Annotated in this window: 28 protein-coding genes and 1 pseudogene; 15 read left to right on the plus strand and 14 right to left on the minus strand. The window is 66.9% G+C overall.

The genetic code is table 11. From position 1 onward, the window contains the following. The first annotated feature begins 52 nt into the window (after nt 1-52). The 3 genes from bcp (at nt 53) to C492_RS13550 (ending at nt 1693) form a co-directional block, all read left to right on the plus strand. Nucleotides 53-541, plus strand: a complete 489-nt coding sequence (gene bcp / locus C492_RS13540; protein ID WP_008424501.1) for a thioredoxin-dependent thiol peroxidase — start codon at nt 53-55, stop codon at nt 539-541. Between the two features lie 66 nt (nt 542-607). Further along, nucleotides 608-1282, plus strand: a complete 675-nt coding sequence (locus C492_RS13545; protein WP_008424504.1) for a helix-turn-helix domain-containing protein — start codon at nt 608-610, stop codon at nt 1280-1282. 69 nt (nt 1283-1351) lie between these two features. Further along, a complete protein-coding gene (locus tag C492_RS13550) occupies nt 1352-1693 on the plus strand; it encodes a DUF7344 domain-containing protein (protein ID WP_008424505.1) in 342 nt (113 codons plus the stop codon). 18 nt (nt 1694-1711) lie between these two features. On the opposite strand, the gene C492_RS13555 is transcribed toward C492_RS13550, so the two are convergent. Next, a complete protein-coding gene (locus tag C492_RS13555) occupies nt 1712-3979 on the minus strand; it encodes a CDC48 family AAA ATPase (protein WP_008424507.1) in 2268 nt (755 codons plus the stop codon). Next, the gene (locus C492_RS13560; protein WP_008424509.1) at nt 3976-4224 is read right to left on the minus strand and encodes a DUF7127 family protein; all 249 of its coding nucleotides are present in this window, start codon (nt 4222-4224) and stop codon (nt 3976-3978) included. Before C492_RS13560 ends, C492_RS13555 begins: the two co-directional genes overlap by 4 nt. 206 nt (nt 4225-4430) lie before the next feature. Between C492_RS13560 and C492_RS13565 the strand changes: the two genes are divergently transcribed. Then, nucleotides 4431-5204 (plus strand): alpha/beta fold hydrolase, encoded by a 774-nt coding sequence (locus tag C492_RS13565; RefSeq protein WP_008424510.1) that lies wholly within the window; start codon nt 4431-4433, stop codon nt 5202-5204. Between the two features lie 38 nt (nt 5205-5242). On the opposite strand, the gene panB is transcribed toward C492_RS13565, so the two are convergent. After that, a complete protein-coding gene (gene panB, locus C492_RS13570; RefSeq protein ID WP_008424512.1) occupies nt 5243-6055 on the minus strand; it encodes a 3-methyl-2-oxobutanoate hydroxymethyltransferase in 813 nt (270 codons plus the stop codon). A 104-nt stretch (nt 6056-6159) separates the two neighbouring features. Here panB and C492_RS13575 point away from each other — a divergent pair, with 104 nt between their 5' ends. After that, nucleotides 6160-6393 carry a DUF5822 domain-containing protein gene (locus C492_RS13575; protein ID WP_008424514.1) on the plus strand — a complete coding sequence of 78 codons (234 nt, stop codon included), beginning with the start codon at nt 6160-6162 and terminating at the stop codon, nt 6391-6393. 33 nt (nt 6394-6426) lie between these two features. On the opposite strand, the gene C492_RS13580 is transcribed toward C492_RS13575, so the two are convergent. The 4 genes from C492_RS13580 to C492_RS13595 form a co-directional block, all read right to left on the minus strand. Next, on the minus strand, nt 6427-6966 hold the full coding sequence (locus C492_RS13580) for an HAD family hydrolase (RefSeq protein WP_008424516.1): 540 nt from the start codon (nt 6964-6966) through the stop codon (nt 6427-6429). Between the two features lie 48 nt (nt 6967-7014). Continuing rightward, nucleotides 7015-8139 (minus strand): acyl-CoA dehydrogenase family protein, encoded by a 1125-nt coding sequence (locus tag C492_RS13585; RefSeq protein ID WP_008424518.1) that lies wholly within the window; start codon nt 8137-8139, stop codon nt 7015-7017. 46 nt (nt 8140-8185) lie between these two features. Next, on the minus strand, nt 8186-8863 hold the full coding sequence (locus C492_RS13590) for a helix-turn-helix domain-containing protein (RefSeq protein ID WP_008424519.1): 678 nt from the start codon (nt 8861-8863) through the stop codon (nt 8186-8188). A gap of 221 nt (nt 8864-9084) precedes the next feature. Beyond that, a complete protein-coding gene (locus C492_RS13595; protein ID WP_008424522.1) occupies nt 9085-10329 on the minus strand; it encodes an HAD family hydrolase in 1245 nt (414 codons plus the stop codon). A 120-nt stretch (nt 10330-10449) separates the two neighbouring features. Between C492_RS13595 and gfcR the strand changes: the two genes are divergently transcribed. Continuing rightward, the gene (gene gfcR, locus C492_RS13600; protein ID WP_008424523.1) at nt 10450-11100 is read left to right on the plus strand and encodes a transcriptional regulator GfcR; all 651 of its coding nucleotides are present in this window, start codon (nt 10450-10452) and stop codon (nt 11098-11100) included. A 140-nt stretch (nt 11101-11240) separates the two neighbouring features. Here the strand turns inward: gfcR and C492_RS13605 are convergent, their stop codons facing one another. Continuing rightward, complete coding sequence (locus C492_RS13605; protein WP_015321996.1) at nt 11241-12203, minus strand: transcription initiation factor IIB; 963 nt, start codon at nt 12201-12203, stop codon at nt 11241-11243. 162 nt (nt 12204-12365) lie between these two features. Here C492_RS13605 and rnhA point away from each other — a divergent pair, with 162 nt between their 5' ends. Further along, entirely contained in the window at nt 12366-12959 is a 594-nt protein-coding gene (rnhA, locus tag C492_RS13610; protein ID WP_008424528.1) for a ribonuclease HI, read from the plus strand. Nucleotides 12960-12997: 38 nt separating this feature from the next. Continuing rightward, a complete protein-coding gene (locus C492_RS13615; protein WP_008424529.1) occupies nt 12998-13630 on the plus strand; it encodes a DUF7108 family protein in 633 nt (210 codons plus the stop codon). Nucleotides 13631-13708: 78 nt separating this feature from the next. On the opposite strand, the gene C492_RS13620 is transcribed toward C492_RS13615, so the two are convergent. Next, complete coding sequence (locus tag C492_RS13620) at nt 13709-14068, minus strand: PadR family transcriptional regulator (protein WP_008424531.1); 360 nt, start codon at nt 14066-14068, stop codon at nt 13709-13711. Between the two features lie 190 nt (nt 14069-14258). Here C492_RS13620 and C492_RS13625 point away from each other — a divergent pair, with 190 nt between their 5' ends. Then, nucleotides 14259-14789 (plus strand): inorganic diphosphatase, encoded by a 531-nt coding sequence (locus tag C492_RS13625; RefSeq protein WP_008424533.1) that lies wholly within the window; start codon nt 14259-14261, stop codon nt 14787-14789. Nucleotides 14790-14914: 125 nt separating this feature from the next. Then, nucleotides 14915-15043: a hypothetical protein gene (locus tag C492_RS25600; protein WP_049893060.1), complete on the plus strand. Its 129-nt coding sequence runs from the start codon at nt 14915-14917 to the stop codon at nt 15041-15043. Between the two features lie 54 nt (nt 15044-15097). Here C492_RS25600 and C492_RS24240 read toward each other — a convergent pair whose 3' ends face one another. Then, on the minus strand, nt 15098-15256 hold the full coding sequence (locus C492_RS24240) for a hypothetical protein (protein WP_160166995.1): 159 nt from the start codon (nt 15254-15256) through the stop codon (nt 15098-15100). On the opposite strand from C492_RS24240, the gene C492_RS13635 reads away from it, so the two are divergent. The 3 genes from C492_RS13635 (at nt 15255) to C492_RS13645 (ending at nt 17954) form a co-directional block, all read left to right on the plus strand. After that, on the plus strand, nt 15255-16598 hold the full coding sequence (locus tag C492_RS13635) for an alkaline phosphatase family protein (protein WP_008424535.1): 1344 nt from the start codon (nt 15255-15257) through the stop codon (nt 16596-16598). The two genes, C492_RS24240 and C492_RS13635, sit on opposite strands and share 2 nt — an antisense overlap. Before the next feature lie 45 nt (nt 16599-16643). After that, the gene (locus C492_RS13640) at nt 16644-17057 is read left to right on the plus strand and encodes a DUF371 domain-containing protein (RefSeq protein WP_008424537.1); all 414 of its coding nucleotides are present in this window, start codon (nt 16644-16646) and stop codon (nt 17055-17057) included. Between the two features lie 81 nt (nt 17058-17138). Beyond that, nucleotides 17139-17954 carry an endonuclease III domain-containing protein gene (locus tag C492_RS13645; RefSeq protein WP_008424539.1) on the plus strand — a complete coding sequence of 272 codons (816 nt, stop codon included), beginning with the start codon at nt 17139-17141 and terminating at the stop codon, nt 17952-17954. Between the two features lie 208 nt (nt 17955-18162). Here C492_RS13645 and C492_RS13650 read toward each other — a convergent pair whose 3' ends face one another. Then, entirely contained in the window at nt 18163-19140 is a 978-nt protein-coding gene (locus C492_RS13650; RefSeq protein ID WP_008424541.1) for an EamA family transporter, read from the minus strand. Nucleotides 19141-19500: 360 nt separating this feature from the next. Further along, nucleotides 19501-21435, minus strand: a complete 1935-nt coding sequence (locus C492_RS13655; protein WP_008424544.1) for a beta-CASP ribonuclease aCPSF1 — start codon at nt 21433-21435, stop codon at nt 19501-19503. 350 nt (nt 21436-21785) lie between these two features. On the opposite strand from C492_RS13655, the gene C492_RS13660 reads away from it, so the two are divergent. Then, nucleotides 21786-22268, plus strand: a complete 483-nt coding sequence (locus C492_RS13660; protein WP_008424546.1) for a hypothetical protein — start codon at nt 21786-21788, stop codon at nt 22266-22268. A gap of 3 nt (nt 22269-22271) precedes the next feature. Here C492_RS13660 and C492_RS13665 read toward each other — a convergent pair whose 3' ends face one another. After that, on the minus strand, nt 22272-22871 hold the full coding sequence (locus C492_RS13665) for a hypothetical protein (RefSeq protein WP_008424548.1): 600 nt from the start codon (nt 22869-22871) through the stop codon (nt 22272-22274). A 110-nt stretch (nt 22872-22981) separates the two neighbouring features. Here C492_RS13665 and nucS point away from each other — a divergent pair. Beyond that, a pseudogene (gene nucS / locus C492_RS13670) lies at nt 22982-23729 on the plus strand (endonuclease NucS). A gap of 1 nt (nt 23730) precedes the next feature. Here the strand turns inward: nucS and C492_RS13675 are convergent. Further along, a complete protein-coding gene (locus C492_RS13675) occupies nt 23731-24186 on the minus strand; it encodes a YbhB/YbcL family Raf kinase inhibitor-like protein (protein ID WP_008424550.1) in 456 nt (151 codons plus the stop codon). Between the last annotated feature and the right edge of the window lie 120 nt (nt 24187-24306).

The following is a 24306-nucleotide window of genomic DNA, read 5'->3' on the forward strand; positions in this document are numbered from 1 at the left end:
GACCCGGATCGCGCAACCGGAAGGCATACGACGACTCCCTCGAAGGGACGGTATGCTCGAAATCGGCGACGACGCACCCGAGTTCGCACTACCGAACCAGCGCGGCGAGACGGTTCGCCGCTCGAATTTCGAGGGCGACCGACTCGTCGTCTACTTCTATCCGCGGGCCGGTACCGACGGCTGTACGACCGAGGCCCGGGAGTTCGAGGCGGTTCGCGAGGAGTTCGAGGACCGCGGCGTCGCGGTCGTCGGGATCAGCGACGACCCCGTCGACGACCTCGAGTCGTTCGCCGCCGACCACGATCTCGGGTTCGACCTGCTGTCCGATCCCGAGGGCGAGGTCGCGACGCTGTACGACGCCTACGGCGAGAAGCGGATGTTCGGCAACACCTTCGACGGCGTCTTCCGGACCACCTACGTCGTCGGTCCCGACGGAACGATCGAGGCGACCTACGAGGACGTTTCACCCGCCGGCCACGCCGAGGCGGTGCTCGAGGAGCTCGACGAGCGACGGGCCGGACAGGCCGCCCCGGAGCGGTAAGGTTCCCAGCGGCGAGAACGCGGTATCCGGGGACGATCTTATCCTTGTTGCAAGCTAACGTGAACCATGAGCGTGATGGGTGAGTTCACCGTCCGCGCGTCGGACTTCGCTCTCTACCGGGCGCTGTCGACGGCCCCGGAGATGATCGTCGAGATCGAACGCCTCGTCGTCACCGCGGAGGACCGGATCATGCCGTACTTCTGGGTAACCGGGGATCGGGATCGCATCGAGGCGGCGCTCGAGGGCGATCCTAGCGCGACTCGAGTCGAGCGGGTCGACGAGGCCGACGGAGCGGTGCTGTACCGCGCGGCGTGGACGCGAAACGTCGAGGCGATGGTCTACGCCTACGCCGAAATCGGCGCGACGATCCTCGAGGCGACGGGCACCGACGACCGCTGGGAGCTGACGATGCGGTTCGACGACGAGAACACCGTTTCCGAGTTCCACGAGTACTGCCGGGAGAACGACGTCGCCTTCGAACTCGAGAAACTGTACGAACAGTCCCAGCCGATGGCCGGCGCCCGGTACGGACTGACGTCGCCGCAGCGAGAAGCCCTGGTAACGGCCTACGAAGCCGGCTTCTTCGACGTTCCCCAGCGAACGACGATGACCGATCTGGCGGAGCGACTCGGCATCACCCAGCAGGCGCTCTCGAAGCGGTTACACCACGCCCACAAGAACCTCATCGGAAACGCCCTTACCGTCGGCCAGGTCGGCGAGGGGGATGACGCCGCTCCGTAGCCCTCCAGACTTAAGGCAGTGGTCTATACAACCTCCCCGTTCTTTCATCCGGAATCAGTATGTCGGCGTATGGGCACACAACGGCGCTCTTACGCCGCTGTTCGGATCGACGACCTGTACGAAGGACTCAGCGTCGAGCGTCGTCGCCACGCGCTTTCCTGCCTCCGCGATCACGATCTCCCGATCGCGCTGGCCGATCTCGCCGACGAGGTCGCCGTTCGGGAACGCGGAACGAGACTGCCGGCGGTTCCCGCCGAGGAGACCAACCGGATCTACCTGTCGCTGTACCACGCTCACGTTCCGAAACTCGTCGACGTCGGGCTGGTCACCTACCACCAAGACCGCGATCTCGTGGGTGCGGCGCCGTCAGTCGACCTCGAGGAAGTGCTCGAGGGGCGACTCGAACGATAACCCGAAGGGAAGCTCGATCTACTGGAAGGTGCGGCCGAGCTGGTCCTCGCCTTCGGCTTCGGGTTCGGCGGTTTGGAACTGCTGTTCGATCTCCTCGTAGCGCTCGCGGGTCTCGGGGGTCACGCTCGGCTGGACCTCCTCGAGAGCCCGTTCGAAGTGTTCCTTGCTGATGCGGACGTTCTCGATGGTGTCCGGCATGTCGTCGGGGTCGACCGAGTTGATGAACTCGCGGCTGGCGGCCATCGAGGCCTCGCGGGTGACGGCCTCGATGTCGGCGCCGACGTAGCCCTCGGTCTCGCTCGCGAGCCACTCGAGGTCGACCGCGTCGGCCAGGGGCTTGTCGCGGGTGTGGACCTCGAAGATCTTCCTGCGAGCCTCCTCGTCGGGAACCGGCACGTGGACGTGCCGATCGAGCCGGCCCGGACGCAGCAGCGCCGAGTCGATCAGGTCCGGACGGTTGGTCGTCGCGATCACGACGACGTCCTCGAGCTCCTCGAGGCCGTCGAGTTCGGTCAGGAGCTGGCTGACGACCCGTTCGCCGACGCCGGAGTCACCCTGGCGCTGGCCGCGTTCGCCCGCGATCGAGTCGATCTCGTCGAAGAAGATCACGGTCGGGGCGTTCGAGCGGGCCTTCTCGAAGACCTCCCGAACCCCCTTCTCGGACTCGCCGACGTACTTGTTCAGCAGCTCGGGCCCCTTGATCGAGATGAAGTTCGACTGGGACTCGTTGGCGACGGCTTTTGCGAGCAGGGTCTTCCCGGTGCCGGGAGGACCGTACATGAGGACGCCCTTGGCGGCCTGCATGTCCATCTGCTCGAAGACCTCGGGGTAGTCCAGCGGCCACTGGATCGTCTCGCGCAGGCGTTCCTTGGTGTCGCTGAGGCCGCCGACGTCGTTCCAGGTGACGTCGGGCACCTCGACGAAGACCTCCCGCATCGCCGAGGGCTGGATCCCCTTGAGCGCCTCCTTGACGTCGGCCTCGGTCACCTCGAGGGACTCGAGGATCTCGGCGTCGATCTCCTCGGATTCGAGATCGAGGTCGGGACGGATCCGCCGCAGGGCGTTCATCGCGCCCTCGCGGGCCAGGGACTCGAGGTCGGCGCCGACGAACCCGTGGGTGTTCTCCGCGTAGTGCTCGAGGTCGATGTCCTCGCTGAGGGGCATCCCGCGGGTGTGGACCTGCAGGATCTCCTTGCGCCCTTCCTTGTCGGGGACGCCGATCTCGATCTCGCGGTCGAAGCGGCCGCCCCGCCGCAACGCGGGGTCGATCGCGTCGACCCGGTTCGTCGCGGCGATGACGGTGACTCGTCCGCGCTCCTCGAGGCCGTCCATCAGCGAGAGGAGCTGGGCGACGACCCGTCGCTCGACGTCGCCGCCGGCCTCCTCGCGCTTGGCGGCGATGGAGTCGAGCTCGTCGATGAAGATGATCGCGGGGGCGTTCTCCTCGGCCTCCTCGAAGACCTCCCGGAGCTGCTCCTCGCTCTCGCCGTAGTACTTCGACATGATCTCCGGGCCGGAGATCGTCTCGAAGTGGGCGTCGATCTCGTTGGCGACGGCTTTCGCCATCAGGGTCTTCCCGGTGCCCGGCGGGCCGTGCAGAAGCACGCCCTTGGGCGGCTCGATGCCCAGCTGCTGGAACAGCTCGGGGTGGCGCATCGGCAGCTCGATCATCTCGCGAACCTGATCGAGCTCGTTGTCGAGACCGCCGATATCCTCGTAGGTGACGTTCGGCACGCCCTCGGGCGAGCCGCCGGCGTCGCTGCTTACCTGTTCGGCCGGTGTCTCGGAGATCTCGATGTTCGTCGAGTCGGTGATGACGACCGTCCCGGAGGGGTCGGCGCTCGCGATCTTCAGCGGCACCGACTGTCCGGAGCTGGCCATCGGGCCGAACGACAGCGAGAACGGCACCGTCTGCCCCTCGGTGACGGCCTGGCCCGAGAGCTTGTCCCGGACGAGCGGGCCGATGTCCCCGCGGATGCGGAGGTTCTGGGGGAGCGCGACCGTCACCGAGTTCGCGGGCTGGACGTCGGCGGGCTCGATGTCGACGCTGTCGTCGATCCCGACGTCGGCCTCCTGGCGCAGGCGGCCGTCGATGCGAACGATGCCGCGGCCCTCGTCCTCGGGGTAGCCGGGCCAGACGCGCGCGACGGCCTGACTGTCGCCCTTGCCCTCGATGACGATGTAGTCGCCGTTCTCGAGGTCGAGCTCGCGCATCGAAACGCGGTCGATCGCGGCGAGCCCGCGGCCCGCGTCCTTCTGTTTCAGGGGTTTGACGGTGAGTTTCATTGGTCGTCCTCCAGTTCGACAGTGAGCACGCCGTTTCTGATAAACGTGTTCGCGTCAACTGCACCGTCGGGCAACTCGAGTTCGTACTGATCGTCGTCGTCGACGACGATCACCGTCCCGTCGACGACGTCCACGTCGGCGTCGGTGCTCGCCGTGCCGAAGTCGACGGCCAGCACCGATCCGTCCTCGTACTCGTAGCGACGAACGATCCGCTCGTCTCCACGGGTGAATTGGTCGAGTGTCATTTTGATACTAACTACGGGTAAGTGCTACTAGTATATAAATATTTCTCCGGCCAAATGCAGGACAGCATCGGGGTGGCTTCGAAGAAGCTTGTTCGTAGTTCAGCGTACGGACCTCGGACACACGGCCCTATCGGATCCGTCCGTTCCTGCCGGTTGTGCCGACGGCGGCTCGAGCCTTTATACCGGTACCCCACGTCCGAATGGGTATGGAAACGGTTCGACACCAGGGCCGCGAGACGGCCTACGACGTCGCCGACCGCGGAGGAACGGGACCGACCGTCTGTTTCGTCCACGGCAGCGGCGGCTCGCGAGCCGCCTGGAAGGCACAACATCGACTCGCCGACCGGTACCCGGTCGTCGCCGTCGACCTCAGCGGACACGGCGACTCCGAGGACGTCGACGCCGATCCCGGGTACACGAGGCTGTCGGCCTACGCCGACGACGTCGCGGCCGTCCTCGAGGAAACCGACGCCGACGTCCTCGTGGGCAACTCCCTGGGCGGCGCCGTCGCCATGCACCTCCTGCTCGAGCGCGAGCCCGACGTCGAGGCCGCCGTGCTGACCGGAACCGGCGCTCGGCTGGGCGTGTTACAGGACCTGCTCGAGTGGCTCGCCGACGACTTCGATCGGGCCGTCGAGTTCCTGCACGCCGACGATCGGCTCTTCCACGATCCCAGTCCCGAGCTCCGCGAGGAATCGATCGAGGGGATGTACGACTGCGGGCGGGCCGTCACCGAGCGGGACTTCCTGACCTGCCACCGGTTCGACGTCCGCAAGGAACTCCACGGGATCGACGTCCCCACGCTTGTGGTCTACGGCGAACACGACCAGCTGACGCCGCCGCAGTACCACGAGTCCCTCGCCGACGAGATCGACGACGCCGAACTCGTCGAGATCTCGGACGCGGCCCACCTGGCGATGCTCGAGCAACCCGCCGCGTTCAACGAGGCGGTCGCCGACTTTCTGGACGGACTCGAGTAGGTGCGGAACCGGGGCTCGGGCCCAGTGTCCGACGAAAATCAGTACAGTTCGTCGAGGTCGTCCTCCTCGTGGCTGTGCTCCTCGGCGGGGAACGACCCCGATTCGACGGCGTCGACGTAGCCCTCGACGGCCGAGCGCATCTCCCCGCGAACGTCGCCGAACCGCTTCGCGAAGGAGGGTGACCAGTCGCTGAGGCCGACGGCGTCGTCGACGACCAGCACCTGGCCGTCGCAGTCGGGCCCCGCACCGATCCCGATCGTCGGGATCTCGAGGCCGTCGGTGATCTCCGCGGCCAGGTTCGCCGGGACGTGCTCGAGCACGAGCGAGAACGCGCCGGCGTCCTCGTGGGCTCGGGCGAGTTCGCGGATCCGCTCGGCGCCCTCGCGGTCGGTTCCCTGGCGCGGGTAGCCGCCGTACTGGTTGACGTGCTGGGGAGTCAGACCGAGGTGGGCCATCACGGGAATCCCCAGCTGGACCATCGTCTCGGTCAGCTCGACGGTGTGGGGGCCACACTCGAGTTTCACCGCCGCCGCCCCCTCCTCTTTGAGCATTCGGCCGGCGTTCTCGAGGCTGTCGGCCTCGTCGACGCCGAAGGAGAGAAACGGCATGTCGGCGACGACCAGCGCCTCCTCGGTCGCCCGCGAGACCGCACCGACGTGGCGGGCCACGTCGTCGACGGTCACCGGAAGCGTCGTCTCGTACCCCATCGACGTGTTGCCGAGGCTGTCGCCGACGAGGATCACGTCGACGTCGGCCTCGTCGACGATCTCGGCCGTCGGCGCGTCGTAGGCCGTCAGCATCGTGATCGGCTTCTCCCCGGCCATCGCTCTGAGCTCCCGCACAGTTGGCATACCCGTTCGTTCGTCTCCTCGCGCTAAACGTCATCGTTTGTCACCTCGCGGGAGGGGACCGTGACAGCGCGACGCTTAAGAGGACCCGGTCGACACCTTCAGACGTGCCAGAACGCGTCGAGACGACCACGCCCGACGGCGTCGACTACGGCTGGGTGATGCAGGTCACCTTCGTCACGACGATCCTCGTCGGCGCGCCGGTCGTCGCGCTGCTGTCGACCGGGGCCGACCTGCCGACCTGGGACGCCCGCGCCGAGTTCGCCATCCGCGTCGGCGCGGTCATCTGGTTGGTCGTTGCCCTCTCGGTGTTCGCGTACGCGAAACGAACCCAGGAGTAGACCGCAGGGACCGAACCCCGACGTGCCGGCGTCTCAGACCCCGGACGTACCGGTGCCGACGTACTCGAAGTCGACGCCCGCGCGGATCGCCGTTCGCTCGTCGCGTTCGGTGTCGCCGACGAACAGCGTCGTCGCCGGCTCCGCGTCGAGTCCGCGGACCGTTTCGAGCAGCGGCTCGGGATCGGGTTTCCGCGTCTCGACGGTATCCCGGCCGACGACCGCGTCGACGGCGCTCTCGAGGGCGTGTTCGTCGAGGGCGATCCGACAGGCCGCCTCGCAGTTGAGCGAGCAGACGCCGACCGGAACCGACCGTTCGAGCAGTTCGTCGGCGCGGGCCAGCCGACGCGAGCGTCGAGCGCCCTCGCGTTCGTGATCCGCGATCGTCTCCTCGACGGCCGGTGCGATCTCGAGCTTGCTCGCGGCCTCGAGCAGCTCCCAGAGATTCTCACTCGGCGGATCGGCGGCGGCTCGGGCGTACACCGCGATGACGTCGATCGCGACGGCGTTCCAGTCGACCGCGAGGTCGACCAGGGTCCCGTCCAGGTCGTAGACGATGGCGTCGTATTCGCTCACGATCGGTGCTACGGCGAAGGAGCCAATAGCGGCTTCGATCCCCGGGGATCACTCGAGCAGGTGGCGCGCGATGACCTTCTTCTGGATCTCGGTGGTCCCCTCGTAGATCTCGGTGATCTTGGCGTCCCGGTAGAGCCGCTCGACCTCGCCCTCGGTGACGTAGCCGTAGCCGCCGTGGATCTGGACGGCCTCGTTGGTGACGAACATCGCGGTCTCGCTGGCGAAGTACTTCGCCATGCTCGCGGTCAGCCCGGCGCTGCCCGACGCGCGCTCTCGGGCGGCCTCGCGGGTCAGCAGCCGGCTCGCCTCGATTCGGGTCGCCATCTCGGCGAGCTTGTGGCGAATCGACTGGAACTCGGCGATCGGTCGGTCGAACTGCTCGCGCTCCCCGGCGTACTCGAGCGCTTCGTCCATCGCACACTGGGCGAGGCCGACCGACTGGGCGGCGATGGCGATCCGCCCGCCCGTGAGGATATGAAAGGCCGCCGACAGCCCGCTCCCCTCTTCTGTCAGGCGGTTCTCCGCGGGGATCCGCACGCCGTCGAACGCGAGACTCGTCGTGTCGCTGGCCCGGAGCCCCAGCTTCTCTTCTTTCTCGCCGACCGAGAGCCCGTCGACGTCGCCGGGAACGAGAAACTGCGTTACCGACCCCGGGTCGTCACGGTCGGTCTTTGCGAACAGCACGTAGACGCCCGCCCGCTTCCCGTTCGTGATCCACTGCTTCTCGCCGTCGATGACGTACTCGTCGCCCTCGCGTCTGGCCTCGGTCGACATCTCGGCCGGGTTCGAGCCGGCGTGGGGCTCCGAGAGCGCGAACGCGCCGACGGGACGCCCGTCGGCCATCTCCGGCAGCCACCGTTCTTTCAGCTCCTCGCTTCCGAACTCGGCGATACAGGAGGTCGCCAGCGAGTGGACCGACAGCGCCGTCGCGACCGCCAGCGCGCCGTAGGCGACCTCCTCGTTGACGACGGCCGCCGTCACCGGGTCGGCGTCGTAGCCGCCGTACTCCTCGGGGACGGTGAGACTCGTCAGGTCGAGCTCCGCGAGGCCGTCCCAGACGTCCTCGGGAAACTCCTGGTTCCGGTCGGCCTCGAGCGCCGTCGGTCTGATCTCCTCGCGGGCGAACTCGCGGACGACGTCGCGGACCGCCGCCTGCTCCTCGGTGAGCTCCATACGTCCTCATTCGAGTCGGCCGGCAAAAATCACCACCATCGATCGCTCACCCCCCGCCGAGTCCCCCGGCCGAACGGTCGAGCTGCTCGCCCGCAAGCACGCGGTTCGCACGTCGGAGCCGCTCTGACAGCGCCTGGTGGGAGATCTCGAGCTCGTCGGCCAGCTCCTCGAGGGAGATCTCGCGGGGAACGTCGTAGTAGCCGTGGCGGTAGGCCTCGGTGATCGCCTCCCGCTGGGGGTCGGTCAGCGTCGTCGCCATCTCGAGGTCCTCGTCCTCCTGGGCCTCGACCATGCGCCTGATGTCGACCCGCGCGTCGCGATCCTCGAAGTCGGAGACGGCCTGCGAGACGCCTTCCCTGTGGGGGAACAACAGCGTGACCGTCCAGCGGCCGTTCGCGACCTCGGCCTCGAGGACGGTCCCGTCGTTCGCGTAGACCGCGCTGCAGATCGGCGTGGCCTCGTCGGCGTACCGGATCCGGAACAGCCACGCCTCGCCGTCGGGTCGCTCGAGCAATCGTGTGAACGTCGCAACCGTCGGATCGTCGGCGAGGGCCGTCTCGACGGTCGCGGCGTCAGCGTTCGCAAACCAGATCAACGGCGCGGTCCGGACCGAGTCGTCGACGACGACGCTTTCGACCCGCAGCTCGAACTCCGGCAGCGAGCGGATCGTCGGTTCCAGCGCGAACGATTCCGTGGGAACGGCCAGCTCGGCGATCGTCGTCACGGGCGGATCACCCCGATCGCCTGGTTCGAGCCCAGTCGCTGGTCGCTGGCGGTACCGAACTCGGAGTGGGACTCGAATGCATTCATACCAAATCACTCGACTCGACGCGCGGGCGCCCGACGTGGGAACCGCCCCCGGTCGAACCGTGTTGACCGAACGCACAGCTCCGAGCGGGTTGATGAGCCGGCCTATCTATTCCGGTTATTTAAGAGCGATACGGCTCACCCGAGCCTGGCGAGGCGATTCAGCGCGTACGCCGTTCGAAGGACGTCGACGCTCTTTCCGCGATCGAAGACGAGTTCGTCGGTCCGGAGGACGTGCTCGAGGGTGTCCTGAGAGGCGTGTTCCGGCGCGGCCGCGATCCCGGCGTCGTTCTCGGCGACCCACTCCATGACGCGGCGGTCGCTCTTCGAGTCGCCCATCACGAGCGCGAACGGATCCTCGACGCCGAGGACCTCCAGCGCGCGCTCGACGCCGACGACCTTGTTCAGCTCGAGGCTCCCGATCTCGGCGGCGTCGGCCTCGTAGTAGGCGACGTCGATCCGCTCGAGGACGCCCGCGAGTTCGTCGGGGATCGCCTCCTCGTCCCGGTCCGGGTAGGCGCCCTCCTCCTCGAGGACGGTCCTGATCTCGGGATCCTGGTCGGCGTAAAACGCGCGGGTCCGATCGCGGATCGCCTCGCCGTCGAACCCGATCGCCTCGCCGACCGCGTCGGCCAGCAGGTCGATCAGGTAGACCAGCGCGTCGTCGATGATCTCGCGGGCGTCGGTCGATCCGGTCTCGTAGTTGGGCTTCATCGTGACGTTGAACTCGTTGCCCTGGAGGTGACAGCCCCGCCTGAGCCCGTCGGGAGCCTCCGGCAGGACACGAGTCCGAAGGTCGTCGAACACCTCGCGGATCTCCTCGTCGAGCTCCTCGTATAGCAGCTGTTTGGTCTCGGCGCCGTGGCCCGGCGTGAACACGCCGGTTCCCGCCTCGTAGACGATCGACAGTTCCCCGGAGTGGACGATCTCGCTGCCCAGCCCCTGGATGGCGAAGCCCTTGACGTTCTCTAAGGTCTGGCCCGTACAGATCACGATCGGGACGCCGGCCTCGTGAAACTCCGTCAGGACGTGCAGCGTCTCCCGGGGGATCTCGTTGTCCGTGCCGCCGGCCGAGCGCAGCGTCTCGTCGACGTCGAGTACGAGGACGTTCACCCCGCGGCCGTACTTGGCCTCGAGGTCGAGCGCGGTGAAGGCCTGATCGCGGGTCGCTCGCGCGGCGATCTCCGCGAACGTCTCGCCGGACGCGAACGCCGACCGGATCTCGTCCTTGCGGCCCTCGAGCTCCTCGGTGGCCTCCTGCCAGTGCTCCAGCGCGACCCGCGAGTCGACGGCGGGGAAGACGTCGACGAACTCCTGGTACTCCCGCAGGGTCTTCGTGTCGTACTCGTCGTAGAGCCGGTAGACGAGATCGTACCGTTCCATACTCGGGATACCGGAGAGCCGAGTGATAATCCTTGCCACTGATGAGAGTCTTTCCAGCGACTCGAGGCGACGTTCGTCGACTGCGACACGACTATAAAAACGGCGTGCGAACCTCGAGCCATGAAAAACGTTGACGACCTCATCGAGAGCGCCGCCGAACTCGCCGATCAAGGCCTCTCGAAGGGCGAGATCGCGGACGAGCTGAACGTCTCCCGGGAGACCGCCAGCTGGCTGGTCGAGCGAAGCGGCGCGACGACCGAGCCCTCCAACCAGCCGACCCAGCAGTCGGCGGACAACGGCGGCCCGCAGGACATCCACGTCGACTGGTCGGCGATCGGCCGCGACAGCAAGCGCATGGGCGCGATCGCGGAGGCGATGGCCGACCTGCTCGCCAAACACGGCGAGGACGTCGATCTCACCGTCGGCATCGAGAAGGCCGGCGGCCCCATCGCGACGCTGGTCGCGAGCGAGCTCGAGACCGACCTCTCGACGTACACGCCCGCGAAACACCAGTGGGAGGAGGGCGACATCGACGAACTCGGCGGAACGTTCTCGCGGAACTTCGCCGGCATCCGCAACCGGGAGTGTTACGTCGTCGACGACACCGTCACCAGCGGCACGACGATGCGCGAGACGATCTCGGCGATTCGATCGGAGGGCGGCGAACCGCTCGCCTGCGTCGTCCTCGCGGACAAACAGGGCGTCGAGGAGATCGAGGGCGTTCCCGTCTACTCGCTGTTGCAGGTCATCAGCGTCGGGAAAGACGAGTGACCCGTTGAACGAGATGGGTCGAGTTCCGGTCCGTGACGGGCTCGAGCCGCGGTCGGCGTTCCGGGCAGCGACGTCGCTGCGCGAAGGCGACGTCGCGACTCGAGAGGGAGCGATGCGGCAAAAAAGCGGTACGAAGGGAGTTAGCCGTGGATGCCCATCGCTTCGATCTGTTCCTGGTAGCGGTTCCGGATGGTGACTTCGGTCACCTGGGCGACGTCGGCGACCTCGCGCTGGGTCTTCTTCTCGTTACACAGCAGCGAGGCGGCGTAGATCGCCGCGGCGGCGTACCCGGTCGGGGACTTGCCCGAGAGGAGTCCTTCCTCGGCCGTCTTCTCGATGATCTCGTTGGCCTTGGTCTGGACTTCCTCGGAGAGTTCGAGTTCGGAACAGAAGCGGGGGACGTACTTTTTCGGGTCGACGGGGCGCATCTCGAGGCCGAGTTCCTGCGAGATGTACCGGTACGTGCGACCGATCTCCTTTCGTTCGACGCGTGAAACTTCCGAGATCTCCTCGAGGCTTCGCGGGATGCCCTCCTTTCGACAGGCGGCGTACAGCGCCGAGGTGGCGACGCCCTCGATCGACCGACCGCGGATGAGGTCTTCCTTGAGCGCGCGCCGGTAGATCACCGACGCGACCTCCCGGACCGATCGCGGCACGCCCAGCGCCGACGCCATTCGATCGATCTCCGAGAGCGCGAACTGCAGGTTGCGCTCGCCAGCGTCCTTCGTTCGGATGCGCTCTTGCCACTTGCGCAGGCGGTGCATCTGGCTGCGTTTCTTCGAGGAGATCGAGCGACCGTAGGCGTCCTTGTCCTTCCAGTCGATCGTCGTCGTCAGCCCCTTGTCGTGCATCGTCTGTGTCGTCGGCGCGCCGACGCGGGACTTCTCCTGTCGTTCCTGGTGATTGAACGCCCGCCACTCCGGACCGGGATCGATCTTCTCCTCCTCGACGACGAGCCCACAGTCTTCGCAGATGAGCTCACCCCGATCGGAGTCTTTCACGAGATTGTCCGACTCGCATTCGGGGCAGGCACGTACCCCCTCCTGCTCCTCGGATTCGTCCGTTTCACGCATTCGCTCCCGCTGGCGGGTGGACCGTGTCATCGCGCTTTTATAGTAGTACTACTATGATATATAAGTTCTGGGGTCCCGTTCGCGCCTTGATTCTAGTACTCCCCGAAAACTCCAACGACAGGCGTTTAGAGGTGTGGTTTACGATTTGGAACCGGAAAACATTTATTTGGTTCTCGTCGATCACCGGCAGGAATGCCGGTTATCGAGTGTGACGTCGACGCCGCCCGCGACCGCCTCGAGGAGGCAGGCGTCTCCGTCGAATCGGGAAACACCGAACACGAACGCTGGCGGGCGAGCCGCGAGGGAGCGACCGCCGTCGCCTACGACGACAAGGTCGTGATCCAGGGCGAGACGCCCCGCAAACTCGAGTCGCTGCTCCGGGACGGGGGCGGCCGCGCGCACGTCTACTTCGACGGCGCCAGCCGCGGCAATCCCGGCCCCGCGGCGATCGGGTGGGTGATCGTCACCGGCGACGGGATCGTCGCCGAGGGGAGCGAGCGGATCGGCCGGACGACGAACAACCGGGCCGAGTACGAGGCGCTGATCACGGCCCTGGAGGCCGCCGCGGAGTACGGCTACGGCGAGGTCCACGTTCGGGGCGACTCCGAGCTGATCGTCAAACAGGTCCGGGGTGAGTACGACACCAATAACCCCGAGCTGCGCGAGCGACGCGTCGCCGCCCGCGAACTGCTCTCGCGGTTCGACGAGTGGACCCTCGAGTACGTCCCCCGGGAGGTCAACGACCGCGCGGACGGACTGGCCAACGAGGCACTGGATCAGAGTTAAAACGGCAAGCGAAAAACCCTCGAGTGCGAACGGTGAGTATGAGCGACCTCGAGAACGGGGTGGACGCCGACGGCGACCGGCCGTCCGACGAGCAACGATCGTCCGAGGAACTACCCGACGACGTGATCGACGAGGCCGAACGACTGACGCGGCTGGCTCGCACCGCGACCGACGAAAACGAGCGAGCGGCCCGGCTCGAGCGCCGCGACGACCTGCTCGACGAGCACGAGTTTACCGCCCGCGTCCGGGACGACGAGGACGCGACGCTCGTGCTCCACCCCGCGGAGTGGCACGAGGACGGCGTCATCAGAACCGACCGCATCGAGGACATCGACCGCGCGATCGAGATTCGGCTCGAGGGTACCGAGAACCCCGACGACTGGCGGGCCGTCGACGAGCGAAACCGCGAACTCGCCGCCGCGGTTCGGGAGCGCCGCGGCGACGTCCACGGCGACAACGCGGACGCCCTCGCGGCGTTTTTCGGCAACCACTACGCGAAGCCGATCGCGTCGGCGACGCCCGCGGAGCTCGAGGAGTTTCGAACCGAGTACTTCGTCCGCAACGCCTGGCCCTCCGAGGACCAGCGCGAGGCGATCGAGGAGTCGATCCGGCTGGTCTTCGAAGCGATCGACGAGCCACACCCCGAGCTCCGGGAGTCGTCGGCCGAATAAAAGGGACGGTGGCGCACCCGATCACGACTTCGGCGTGCGATCGGGCGCGAACGACGGTTCTGACACCTTAGTTATCGCTCAGTAGCTCTCGTCGACGAGCTGGCGGATCTCGTCGGCGCGGTCGTCGTCGGTGACGATCTTCGAGAGGGACCACTGGACGCCGTCGAGGACGGCCTCGTAGCCCTCGTCGGTCAGCGAGTACTGGTTCGTTCGCTTGTCGAGTTCGCTCTTCTCGACCAGGCCGAGCTCGACGAGCTCGTCGAGGTTCGGGTACAGCCGGCCGTGGTTGACCTCGGTCCCGTAGTAGTCCTCGAGTTCGCGTTTGATCGCCAGGCCGTACATCGGCTCCTTGGCGAGGATGGTGAGGATGTTGTTCTGGAACGCCGTCAGGTCGCGTGCGACGCTCTGATCGCCGCTGATTGATTGTGCCTCTGACATACTTTCGTGAAAGTATCCGGACTATTTAAGACTTCTCAACTATTCCGTCCAACCGATCCGTCAGACCGCGTCCGACCGACGAACGCCATCGCGCCGAATCCGTACTCGCGGCTCGGTCGGCGACCGTCGGTCGTAGCGTCCGATCCGATTACGAAAGTACTTTTTGACCTACCGTGGAGTTTCAAGCCACATGGTCAATCTCTGGGAAGAGTTAGAGACCGGACCGAACGCACCCGAAGAGATCTACGCCGTCGTCGAGTGTCTCAAGGGCGAGCGCAACAAGTACGAGTACGACAAGGACGTCCCCGGCGTCGTGCTCGACCGCGTGCTCCACTCGAACGTCCACTACCCCGCCGACTACGGCTTCATCCCGCAGAGCTACTACGACGACGAGGACCCCTTCGACGTCCTCGTCCTCGTCGAGGATCAGACGTTCCCCGGCTGCATCATCGAGGCCCGCCCCGTCGCGCTGATGAAGATGGACGACGACGGCGAGCAGGACGACAAGGTCATCGCGGTCCCCAGCGAGGACCCCCGCTACGACCACATCGAGGACCTCGAGGACATCCCCCAGCAGCAACTCGACGAGATCGACGAGTTCTTCGCGACCTACAAGAACCTAGAGGAGGGCAAGGAAGTCGAGACGCAGGGCTGGGAGGACAAGCAGGCCGCCTACGACGCGATCGAACACGCCCAGGAGCTCTACGAGGAGCACTTCTAACGGCGACGCCGTCCCGTCCTTCGTTTCGTCGCGCCCGAATACGCTCGAGTTATTTCCGCCCGCCCGTCGAATACGTTATGAGCATGGGTAATTTTATTGGCCGAGCCGCCGTACCACCGATCGTCATGGCAGCAACCAACCCGTCCGCACGAGAGTCCGACTCGGTCGAACCCGGCTCGGGAATGGCCCACCTCACGGTCGTCCCGACGAACTTCCGGCCCGATCGATCGGAGTCGGACGGGCCCGAGGAGTGAGTTCGACGGACGACGTCCTCGTCGCGTCCCGCTCCGGAGCCGTTTTGCCGCCGTCTACGAGCCGCCGATTCCGGAAACGGCGGGCCGATCGTCGCCGTTTTCGGGAGCGACCGTCACGAGAGCGCCGACGGCGCTCGACTCGCCGTCGTCGATCGTCGAAAACAGTGTCCGGAAACGAACCTTCTTGTATGCGGTCGGACTACGGCCCCCCATGGGTCTGTTCGACCGGTTGCGGGGCGACGACAACCCCCGAGTCGCGTTTATCGGCGTCGACGGCGTGCCGTACAGTCTGCTCTCCGAACACGAGGATCGCTTCCCGAACTTCGCGGCGATCGCGGAAGAGGGCACCGCAAGCGAGATCTCGAGCATCGTTCCGCCCGAGTCAAGCGCCTGCTGGCCGTCGCTGACCACCGGGGTCAACCCCGGCGAGACCGGCGTCTACGGCTTCCAGGACCGCGAGGTCGGAACGTACGACACGTACGTTCCGATGGGTCGGGAGGTCCAGGCCGACCGCGTCTGGGACCGCGTTCAGGACGAGGGGCTGAAGGCGACGGTGATGAACGTCCCCGTCACGTTCCCGCCCCAGCGCAACGTCCAGCGGATGGTCTCGGGCTTTCTCTCGCCCGATCTCGAGAAGGCCGCCTACCCCGACGACGTTCGGGACTACCTCGAGGGGCTCGACTACCGCATCGACGTCAACCCGAAGCTCGGCCACGAGGAGGACAAGGCGGCGTTCATCGAGGACGCCCACGAGACCGTCGACGCGCGCTTCGAGGCGTTCAAACACTACATCGAGGAGGACGACTGGGACCTCTTTTTCGGCGTCTTCATGACGACCGATCGGGTCAACCACTTCCTGTTCAAAGACTACGAGCGCGACGGCCAGTACCGGGAGGAGTTCTTCGAGTTCTACGAGAAGGTCGACGACTACATCGGTCGGCTGCGCGAGGCCCTGCCCGAGGACGTCACGCTGATCGTCGCCTCCGACCACGGCTTCACGAGCCTCGACTACGAGGTCCACTTCAACGAGTGGCTCCGCGAGGAGGGGTGGCTCTCCTTCGGGACGGACGAGCCCGAGGAGCTGGGCGACATCAGCGACGAGACCCGCGCCTACTCCTTTATCCCCGGGCGGTTCTACCTCAACCTCGAGGGGCGGGAGCCGCGCGGCTCGGTCCCCGAAGACGAGTACGACGACGTTCGCGACGAGCTCAAGGCCGACCTCGAGGCCCTCGAGGGCCCCGACGGGAAGAAGGTCGTCGACCGCGTCGTCGAGAAGGAGGCGGCGTTCCGGGGCGACCACGACGACATCGCGCCGGATCTGGTCGCGATCCCGAACAACGGATTCGACCTCAAGTCCGGGTTCAAGGCCGACTCCGAGATCTTCACGACGGGGCCGCGAAACGGGATGCACAGCTTCGACGACACCTCGCTGTACATCGACGACCCCGACGCCTCCATCGGCGACGCCGACCTCTTCGATATCGCGCCGACGATCCTGGAGCTGCTGGAGGTCGAGTACAGCCGCAGCGAGCTCGACGGCGCGAGTCTGATCTAAGCGCGAGTCGGTTCCGTTTTCCGCCCGGCGCGGTTCCGCCGAGGTATGAAGGAAGTGATCCGCGCTCGCGGACACGAGCACGTCAGCGCCGACCACGCGAGCACGTTCGAGGTGACGACCGACGACTACCTCACCCCCGCCGGCGATTGCATCCTCGCGATCGAGGCCGACCGAGCGCCCGCGGACTTCGACCCCGAGTTCGTCGACGCCTGTCGGGACGCCGAGGCGACGATCACCGTCGAGATCGAGGCCGACGGCCACCGCGCGTCCGTCGCGGGACGGGGCGACCCCGACCTCGAGTTCACGAACGAGCGCAGCGCGGTCGGGCGAACCAGCGACTACGTCGACGACCGGACGATCCTGGTCGACGCCGAGTTCGCGGCCGAGGGGTTCGACCGCGACCTCATCGACGCGCTCGCCGAGGGCGCCGAGGCGACGGTGACGCTCACCGTCGAGTGATCGCCCCCGCGGTCCGTCCGCGGCTCGAGCCGCGGCGTCGCTTCCGCGGCCGTTTTGCTTTTCGAACCCGAACGCGCGGCCATGAGTGACGACCGAGAGCCGTCGGTCAACATCAGCGGCGGCGACGCCGGAGGCGGAGCCCCAACCGAGTTCGACCCGGCGGCCGCCGAGACCCGCGCCGAGCGCGTCGTCGACCGCCTCGGCGAACTGTACTGGCAGAAGACCTACGGCGGGCAGGACGCCTTCACCTGTCTCGTACGGACGATCCTGAGCCAGAACACCAGCGACAAGGCGAGCCAGCCGGCTCACGACGCGCTGGTCGAACGGTACGACGGCCCCGACCGGGATCTGGCGGAATCGCTGGCCGACGCCGAACGGTCGGAACTGGCCGAGACGATCAGCTCCGCGGGACTGTACAACCAGAAATCGGAGATGATCATCGGCGCCGCCGAGGAGATCCTCGAGGAGTTCGGCTCGGCAGCGGGGTTCGACGACTTCGTCCGGGAGGAGGAGCCGGAAGACGTCCGCCAGCGGCTGCTCGAGATCCACGGCGTCGGCCCGAAGACCGCCGACTGCGTATTGCTGTTCGCGAGCGGGCGCGGCGGCGTCTTCCCCGTCGACACGCACGTCCACCGCATCTACCGCCGACTGGGGATCGCCCCGCCCGACGCCGACCACGAGGTGGTTCGGGCCGTCCTCGAGCGGGAGGTGCCCGCCGCGAAGTGCGGCTTCGGTCACACCGCCTCGATCCAGTTCGGCCGCGAGTACTGCACGGCCCGGAAACCGGCCTGCCTCGAGGATCCCGACGCGTGTCCGATGGCCGACGTCTGCGAGCAGGTCGGCGTCTACCCGGCGACGGGCGAGGTCGTCGACCCGGCCGAGGCGCCGGAGTCCTGATGCGGTCTGCCGTACCGGATTGTCGGTGCAATCCCGATCGGAGAGCGGTCGCGGTTGTACGGAACTGACGTAGCAGTCCGTGTGAACGGTCGACCGACTACCCACGCGCACTGCCGTGGGCGAATCCTACACCGTGCGTTCCGGACGATCGTTCTCCCCGCGATCGTCTCGCGGAGCGTTCGCACTTCGCTGTACGGCCGCCGCGCCCTCAGTAGCTGAACTGGATCAGCGCCGAGCCGACGAGGACGATCATCGACGCCGAGGCCTTCTGGGCCAGCGTGAACGGATCGAACTGCTCCTCGAGGACGGCGGGCGCGAGCTTCGAGAGCGCGAGCGCGCCGACGAAGACCATCATCACGTCGAGCTTGGTGATCGCGGTCGCCAGCGAGACGGGACCGTTCTCGAGTGCGCGGATGAACGTGAACAGTCCGACGGCGTTGAGCAGGCCGCCGACCAGCAGCAGCTTCGTCCCCTTCGTGAGCCGAACGTGCCCGGCCAGCAGGTCGGTCGGGTCGGGCTCGATTCCGCCGTCGGCCCGGAAGGGAACGACCGCGGCGATCGAGGCTAGGCCGCCGAGGCTGATCCAGAAGAGGATCTCGACGGTGCCGAAACCGTCCGTGAGGACCTTCATTCCGGTGTTGAAGACCGCGAAGGCGATCGCGGCCAGGATCGCGACGCCGACCGTCGAGAAGGTCAGACTCTCGCGGATCGAGCCCGCCTCCCGGTCGTAGGAGATAAACAGCGCGCCGAAGACGACCAGCGCGACCCCGGCGTAGACGCCGGAGGGAAAGGCCTCGTCGAGCACCAGAAACCCCAGCACGAGCACGAAGACGGTCTCGATCGACAGCGCGGGGACGAACCGCGAGACGTCGCCGTTGACCAGCCCCCAGTAGTAGACGCCGTAGGCGATCGTCGAGACGACGCCGAATCCCAGCGCGATCGCGATCGGGACGGGCTCGGCGCCCGGGACTCCCTCGCCGCCGACCCCGGCGAGGCTATTGCGGATCGCGGGCCACTCGAGAGCGAGCCCGACGAGGACGTAGACGGTGTAGAAGGGGATACAGTTGTAGATCGCCAGCGTCAGCGGGTCGTCGATCTCGACGCCGCTGACGATCTTCGACAGCAGCGCGATCACGGCGTAGATCCCCGCGGTCAACAGCGAGTAGCCGAACCACGACGAGATCACGGGCGGTCGACCTCCTCACCGTCGTCCGCTTGCGACCGCTCGGCGTCGTTCTCCTCGAGGCGGCGACCGCGCTCGTCGCGTTCCATCGTTTCCGACGGAGTGGCTCGAGTTCCAAGAGTGCCTTGCAATACGTATCCACTGTCACTTCGTCGCACGATCCCCGACAGTTCGTCCTCCGAACGGCAGTCCGGACCCGTCCAGCGACCGTGGCCGACTCGAGCGCGCGGCTCCGTTCGAGTCGCGCGCTCGAGTCACGGGGGAGGGGCAGGCCGACCGCGCGGCGCGGGGGTTCCCGCGCCGCGTTGCGGGCCTGGTGGACTAAAAGGGCGAGCGAGCGCTGCCAGGCGCTCGCGAGGGCTTTCAGAGGAAGCGGAACGTCTCGAGGTTCTTCGGCGCGAACGTCCGCATATTGTAGTCGTGGTACAGCGCGCTCGAGAGGTCCTGCGTCGAGCGCTCGTCGCCGTGGACACAGAGCACCTTCTCGGGACGCGGGTTCATCGTCTTCACGAAGTTCTCGAGGCCGGCGCGGTCGGCGTGGCCGGAGAAGCCGTCGACGGTCTCGACGTTCATGTTCAGCGAGAGGGTGCCGCGGCCGCCGCCGTTGCCCATCGCGCCGACCTCGCTGGTGGGGATCTCGTCCCAGCCGTTCTGGATGCGCCGGCCGAGGGTCCCCTGGGCCTGGTAGCCGACGAAGACCAGGGAGGAATCCGGATCGGGACCGAGGTGGCTCAGCCAGGACATGATCGGACCGCCGGTGACCATCCCCGACGTCGAGAGGATGATGGAGGGTTCGCCGTCGGCGACGTCCTGGCGTTCCTCCTCGCCGCCGTCGATGTGGTTGAACTGCTCGGCGAGGAAGGGATTCTCGTCGTCGTGGAAGATCCGATCCCGCAGGTCGTCGCGCAGATACTCGGGGTAGGTCGTGTGGATCGCCGTCGCCTCCCAGATCATCCCGTCGAGGTGGACAGGCATCTCGGGGATCTTGCCCGATCGCATCGCCTCCTCGAGGACGAGCATGATCTCCTGGGAGCGACCCACGGCGAAGGCCGGAATGAGGACCTTTCCGTCCCGGTCGTAGGCCTCGTTGATGACGTCGACGAGCTTTCGCTCGGAGTCCTCCTGGTCGGTCTGGTAGTCGTTGCGACCGCCGTAGGTCGATTCCAGTACCAGGGTCTCGACGCGCGGGAAGTCGTTGACGGCGCCATTAAAGAGGCGGGTGTCGTCGTAGTGGATGTCGCCCGAGAACGCGACGTTGTAGAGGCCGTCGCCGATGTGGAAGTGGGAGACGGCCGAGCCGAGGATGTGGCCGGCGTTGTGCAGCGTCAGTTTGACGTCGGGCGCGATGTCGGTGACGTCACCGTACTCGAGCGGGATGGTGTGTTTGATCGCCTCGCGGACCATCTCGGAGTCGTACGGCGGGGTGCGTCCCTCCTTGGCGGCGACGTCGAGGTAGTCGAGCGTCAGTAGCCCCATCAGGTCGCGCGTGGGCTCGGTGCAGTAGATCGGTCCGTCGTAGCCGTACTTAAAGAGAAGCGGGATGAGCGCGGAGTGGTCGAGGTGGGCGTGGGTGAGCACGACCGCGTCGATCGTCTGTGCGCCCGCACCCAGCGCCTCGGGGGCGTGGAGGTACGGCACCTCGCCCTCGGCGCCGGGCTTGTCGCCGCAGTCGACGAGGATGCGGGTCTCGGGCGTCGAGAGGATGAAGGAGGCCCGCCCGACCTCGCGACAGCAACCCAGCGTCGTGATCCGAACGTACTCGTCGTCGGACATCTCCTCGCGGTGGATCTGGCGGCCTACTCGCTCCAGAATGTCCCGTCGGTCGTCCCGTTCCTGCTTGAGGAAGCTCCGGACGTTCGAGACCGTCGAGGACTCGATCGGCGGGGTTCGGACGACTTCGGGCGTCCAGCCGACGGTTTTCGTGATGTCCCGGAGCGTCGAGCCGTGACGGCCGATGACCATACCGGGCTTTTCGGCCTCGATGACGACTTCGCCGGTGTCGGCGTGGAAGTCCAGGTCCGTGACGCCGGCGTCGTCGGGGATGACGTTCATGATCTCCTCGCGGGCCTCGTCGGGCCGCGAGAGGACGCTCGGGTCCGGACGGACGGTGATCCGCTTTCGCAGTTTGCTCGCCAGCTGCCGGACGAGGTCGCCCTGCTGGGCGAACTCCTTGGGGTCGCGCGTGTAGATGACCAGTTCGGGACCTTCGTACTTCACCGAGGAAACCGAGATATCGTTCGGTAACTCGCTCGTGATCTCTGCTTTCAAATCGTCGAGTTGCTGCTCTACAGTGCTCATAGTCGCCAGTTATCGATTGCGTGAACTCGCCGACGTGGGGGGCGTCACAGCCGTCGAAACGAACGCACCACCGCGGGGACCGGGACCGCCGGCGGCTCGTCGGTCGACGGTCGTCGGCCGCCGCAGTACTGCCGAGGACCGCGAGCGACGGCACCGTCGGACGACGGAATTACCGTTCCGTCCGGTGTCTCGAGTCATCGTGTGGTGGTTCGCCCGATGAAGACGCTCCCGGGTCGGTTATCCTGGTTCGTGCGGGAAGATTCCAGGGAGAACCCGCTTACACGAGGCTATTCTTTGCGTGGTATAAAAGCCTTCGCAAAACCCAGGGTGATTCGGGCCGAAGCGACCGCATGCACCTCACGCCGAACCGAGTCGCCGCCGAGTACGAGTGGGTCCGCGGACGCGCGGACACCGTCGTCCCGATCGTCAACGACGTGCGCGAAGACCTCGGATCGATCTTCGAGACCGACGTCGATCCCGTCACCGAGGCGGCCTACCGCGAGGAGGTCGACGCCGTCTTCGCCGACGGCGACCTCGCGGTCAACGTCGCCGCGATGGTCGCGATCCTGCGCGAGCTCGACGTCGACGGCGACTACCCCGGCTTCGTCGTCGACGAGATCCTCGGCCGCGAGCTGGCGGCGACGATCGCGGGCGCCCAACCCCTGCGGACGCTCGGCGAGGCGACGTTTCACTACGCCGACCTGCGGGTCCACGGCGACGAGAGCGAGAACGCCGGCGTCGACGACTGCGAGGCCGCGCTGGCCGCCGGCTTCCAGGAGCGACTGCCGGGCTGGGACTGGACCGATCGAAAGAGCCCCTTCGGCGTCGAGTAGGAGTTACGCGACTTCCTCGCCGGAGCTCGCGTCGGTCGGGCCGTCGTCGCTTTCGGTTCCGTTCGTACCCTGCCCGCCGTCGTCGGTTTCGTCGTTCCTCTCGCCGTCCGGATCGCTCTCGTTGGAGTCGGTCTCGCCGTCTGGGTTGACGTTGCCCCCTTCCGACCGCCGTTCCCGCTCCGCGAGGATGCGGTCGTAGGCCGCGCCCTCCGAGAGCGACGCGATCGATCCCCCGTTGAGCTCGTCGACGATCGTCCCGGCGTCGCCGTCGACTCGGTAGAGGCCGTACTCGGGACTCGCGTCCTCGATCGAGAGACCGTCGTCGTCCTCGGCCCGGGTCTCGAACGCCTCGATCGCGTCCTCGACGAGCTCCTGCTGGCGCTGCTGGGCCTCGGTCATGTCGAGTTCCTCCTCGGCGACTCGCTCCCGGAGCTCCTCGATCTCCGCAGTGCTCGGACCGACGACGGCGGTGAGAACGTCGCCGTTCTCGCCGTTGTCCCCGCCGTCGCTCAGCGGGTTGATGTCGGCGCAGCCGGCCACCGCCGCGGCGGCGCTCGTTCCGGTAAGCTGAAGGAATCGGCGACGATCGTGTTCGCTGGTCATCGTAGTTCGAACGCGCCTGCCCACGAGAATAAGGGTTTTCGATCGCCGACCCGTCGCCGAGCCGACCCGCGTTCGGGCCTCTTTTCTCCCTGAACCGGTTACTCCGATGCGTGACATCCGGTACGCGACCCCCGCAGGCGACGACGCTCGAGCACCCCGCCCTCGAGACCGCCCGGGAGGCGATCGCCGACGGCATCGACCGCGAGGCGATGATCACCGTCTTCGGCCGCTGCACCGTCGACTACGACGGTCGGGCCTCGAGCCGGCTCGAGGAGGGCGACCGCCACCTCATGCTCAAACCCGACGGCGCGGCGCTGGTCCACACCGACGAGGGTCAACAGCCCGTCAACTGGCAGCCGCCCGGCTGCGACCGCTCGGTTCGCTGCGAGGACGGCGCGCTCGTGATCGAGAGCGTGCGGTCCTCGCCCGACGAGCGGCTGGTCGTCCGTTTCGAGCTGGTGGTGCAGGTTTCGACGTTCGCGGGCTCGGACCCGACCGAACTCGCTGTCGTCGGCACCNGGCACCGAGGAGGATCTCCGCCGGCGGATCCTCGAGGAACCCGGCCTGCTCGAGGAGGGGTTCACGCCGCTTGCGACCGAGCGGGACACGCCCGCCGGAGCGATCGACGTCTACGGCGAGGACGCGGCCGGGCGATCCGTCGTCGTCGAACTCAAGCGCCGACGGGTCGGCCCCGACGCGGTGAGTCAGCTTCGCCGGTACGTCGACGCCTTGGAACGGGATCTGCACGCCGACGCCTCGGTTCGGGGCGTCCTCGTCGCGCCCTCCGTGACCGACCGGGCCGATCGGCTGCTGGCCCGCCACGGCCTCGAGTTTGTCGCCCTCGAGCCGACCGATTGAGCTACGGCGCGTAGGTCCCCTCGAGCCGCGCGTCCGCGAGCACGCGGCCCTCCATCGCCTCCCGGAGGGCGTCGGCGTCGGTTTCGGAACCGAGTTCGAGGGCCGTCTCGAGGGCGAACGCCGCGAACCGGTAGGTGTGTTCCCGGTCCGGCGGGCTCGGACCGCCGTAACCGACCGCGCCGAAGTCGTTCGTTCCCTCCGTCGCGTCGTCGGGGATCCAGTCCTCGGGGATCGTCCCGATCTCCGGGGGGACGTTCCAGACGATCCAGTGGTCCCAGACCTTGCCCGCGGGCCCGACCGCGTCGGGGTCGTCCACGATCAGCGCGAGCGACTCGGCCGCCTCGGGAACGCCCTCGATCTCGAGGGGCGGGTTGACGTTTTCCTCGTCGTAGCCGTACCGATCGGGAATCCGTTCGCCGTCGTCGAACGCCGGGCTCGAGAGTGTGAGCGTCGCCATCGTTCGACGCTCCCACTCCGCCCACGAAATAAGTTACAGGCGGAACAGTGCAATGCCACGGCCTTTAGGCCGTGGATACGCGTGTAATATCGATGACGCTTCGAACCGAAGACGGCAGTA

Source organism: Natronococcus jeotgali DSM 18795, from assembly GCF_000337695.1.
Classification (GTDB): domain Archaea; phylum Halobacteriota; class Halobacteria; order Halobacteriales; family Natrialbaceae; genus Natronococcus; species Natronococcus jeotgali.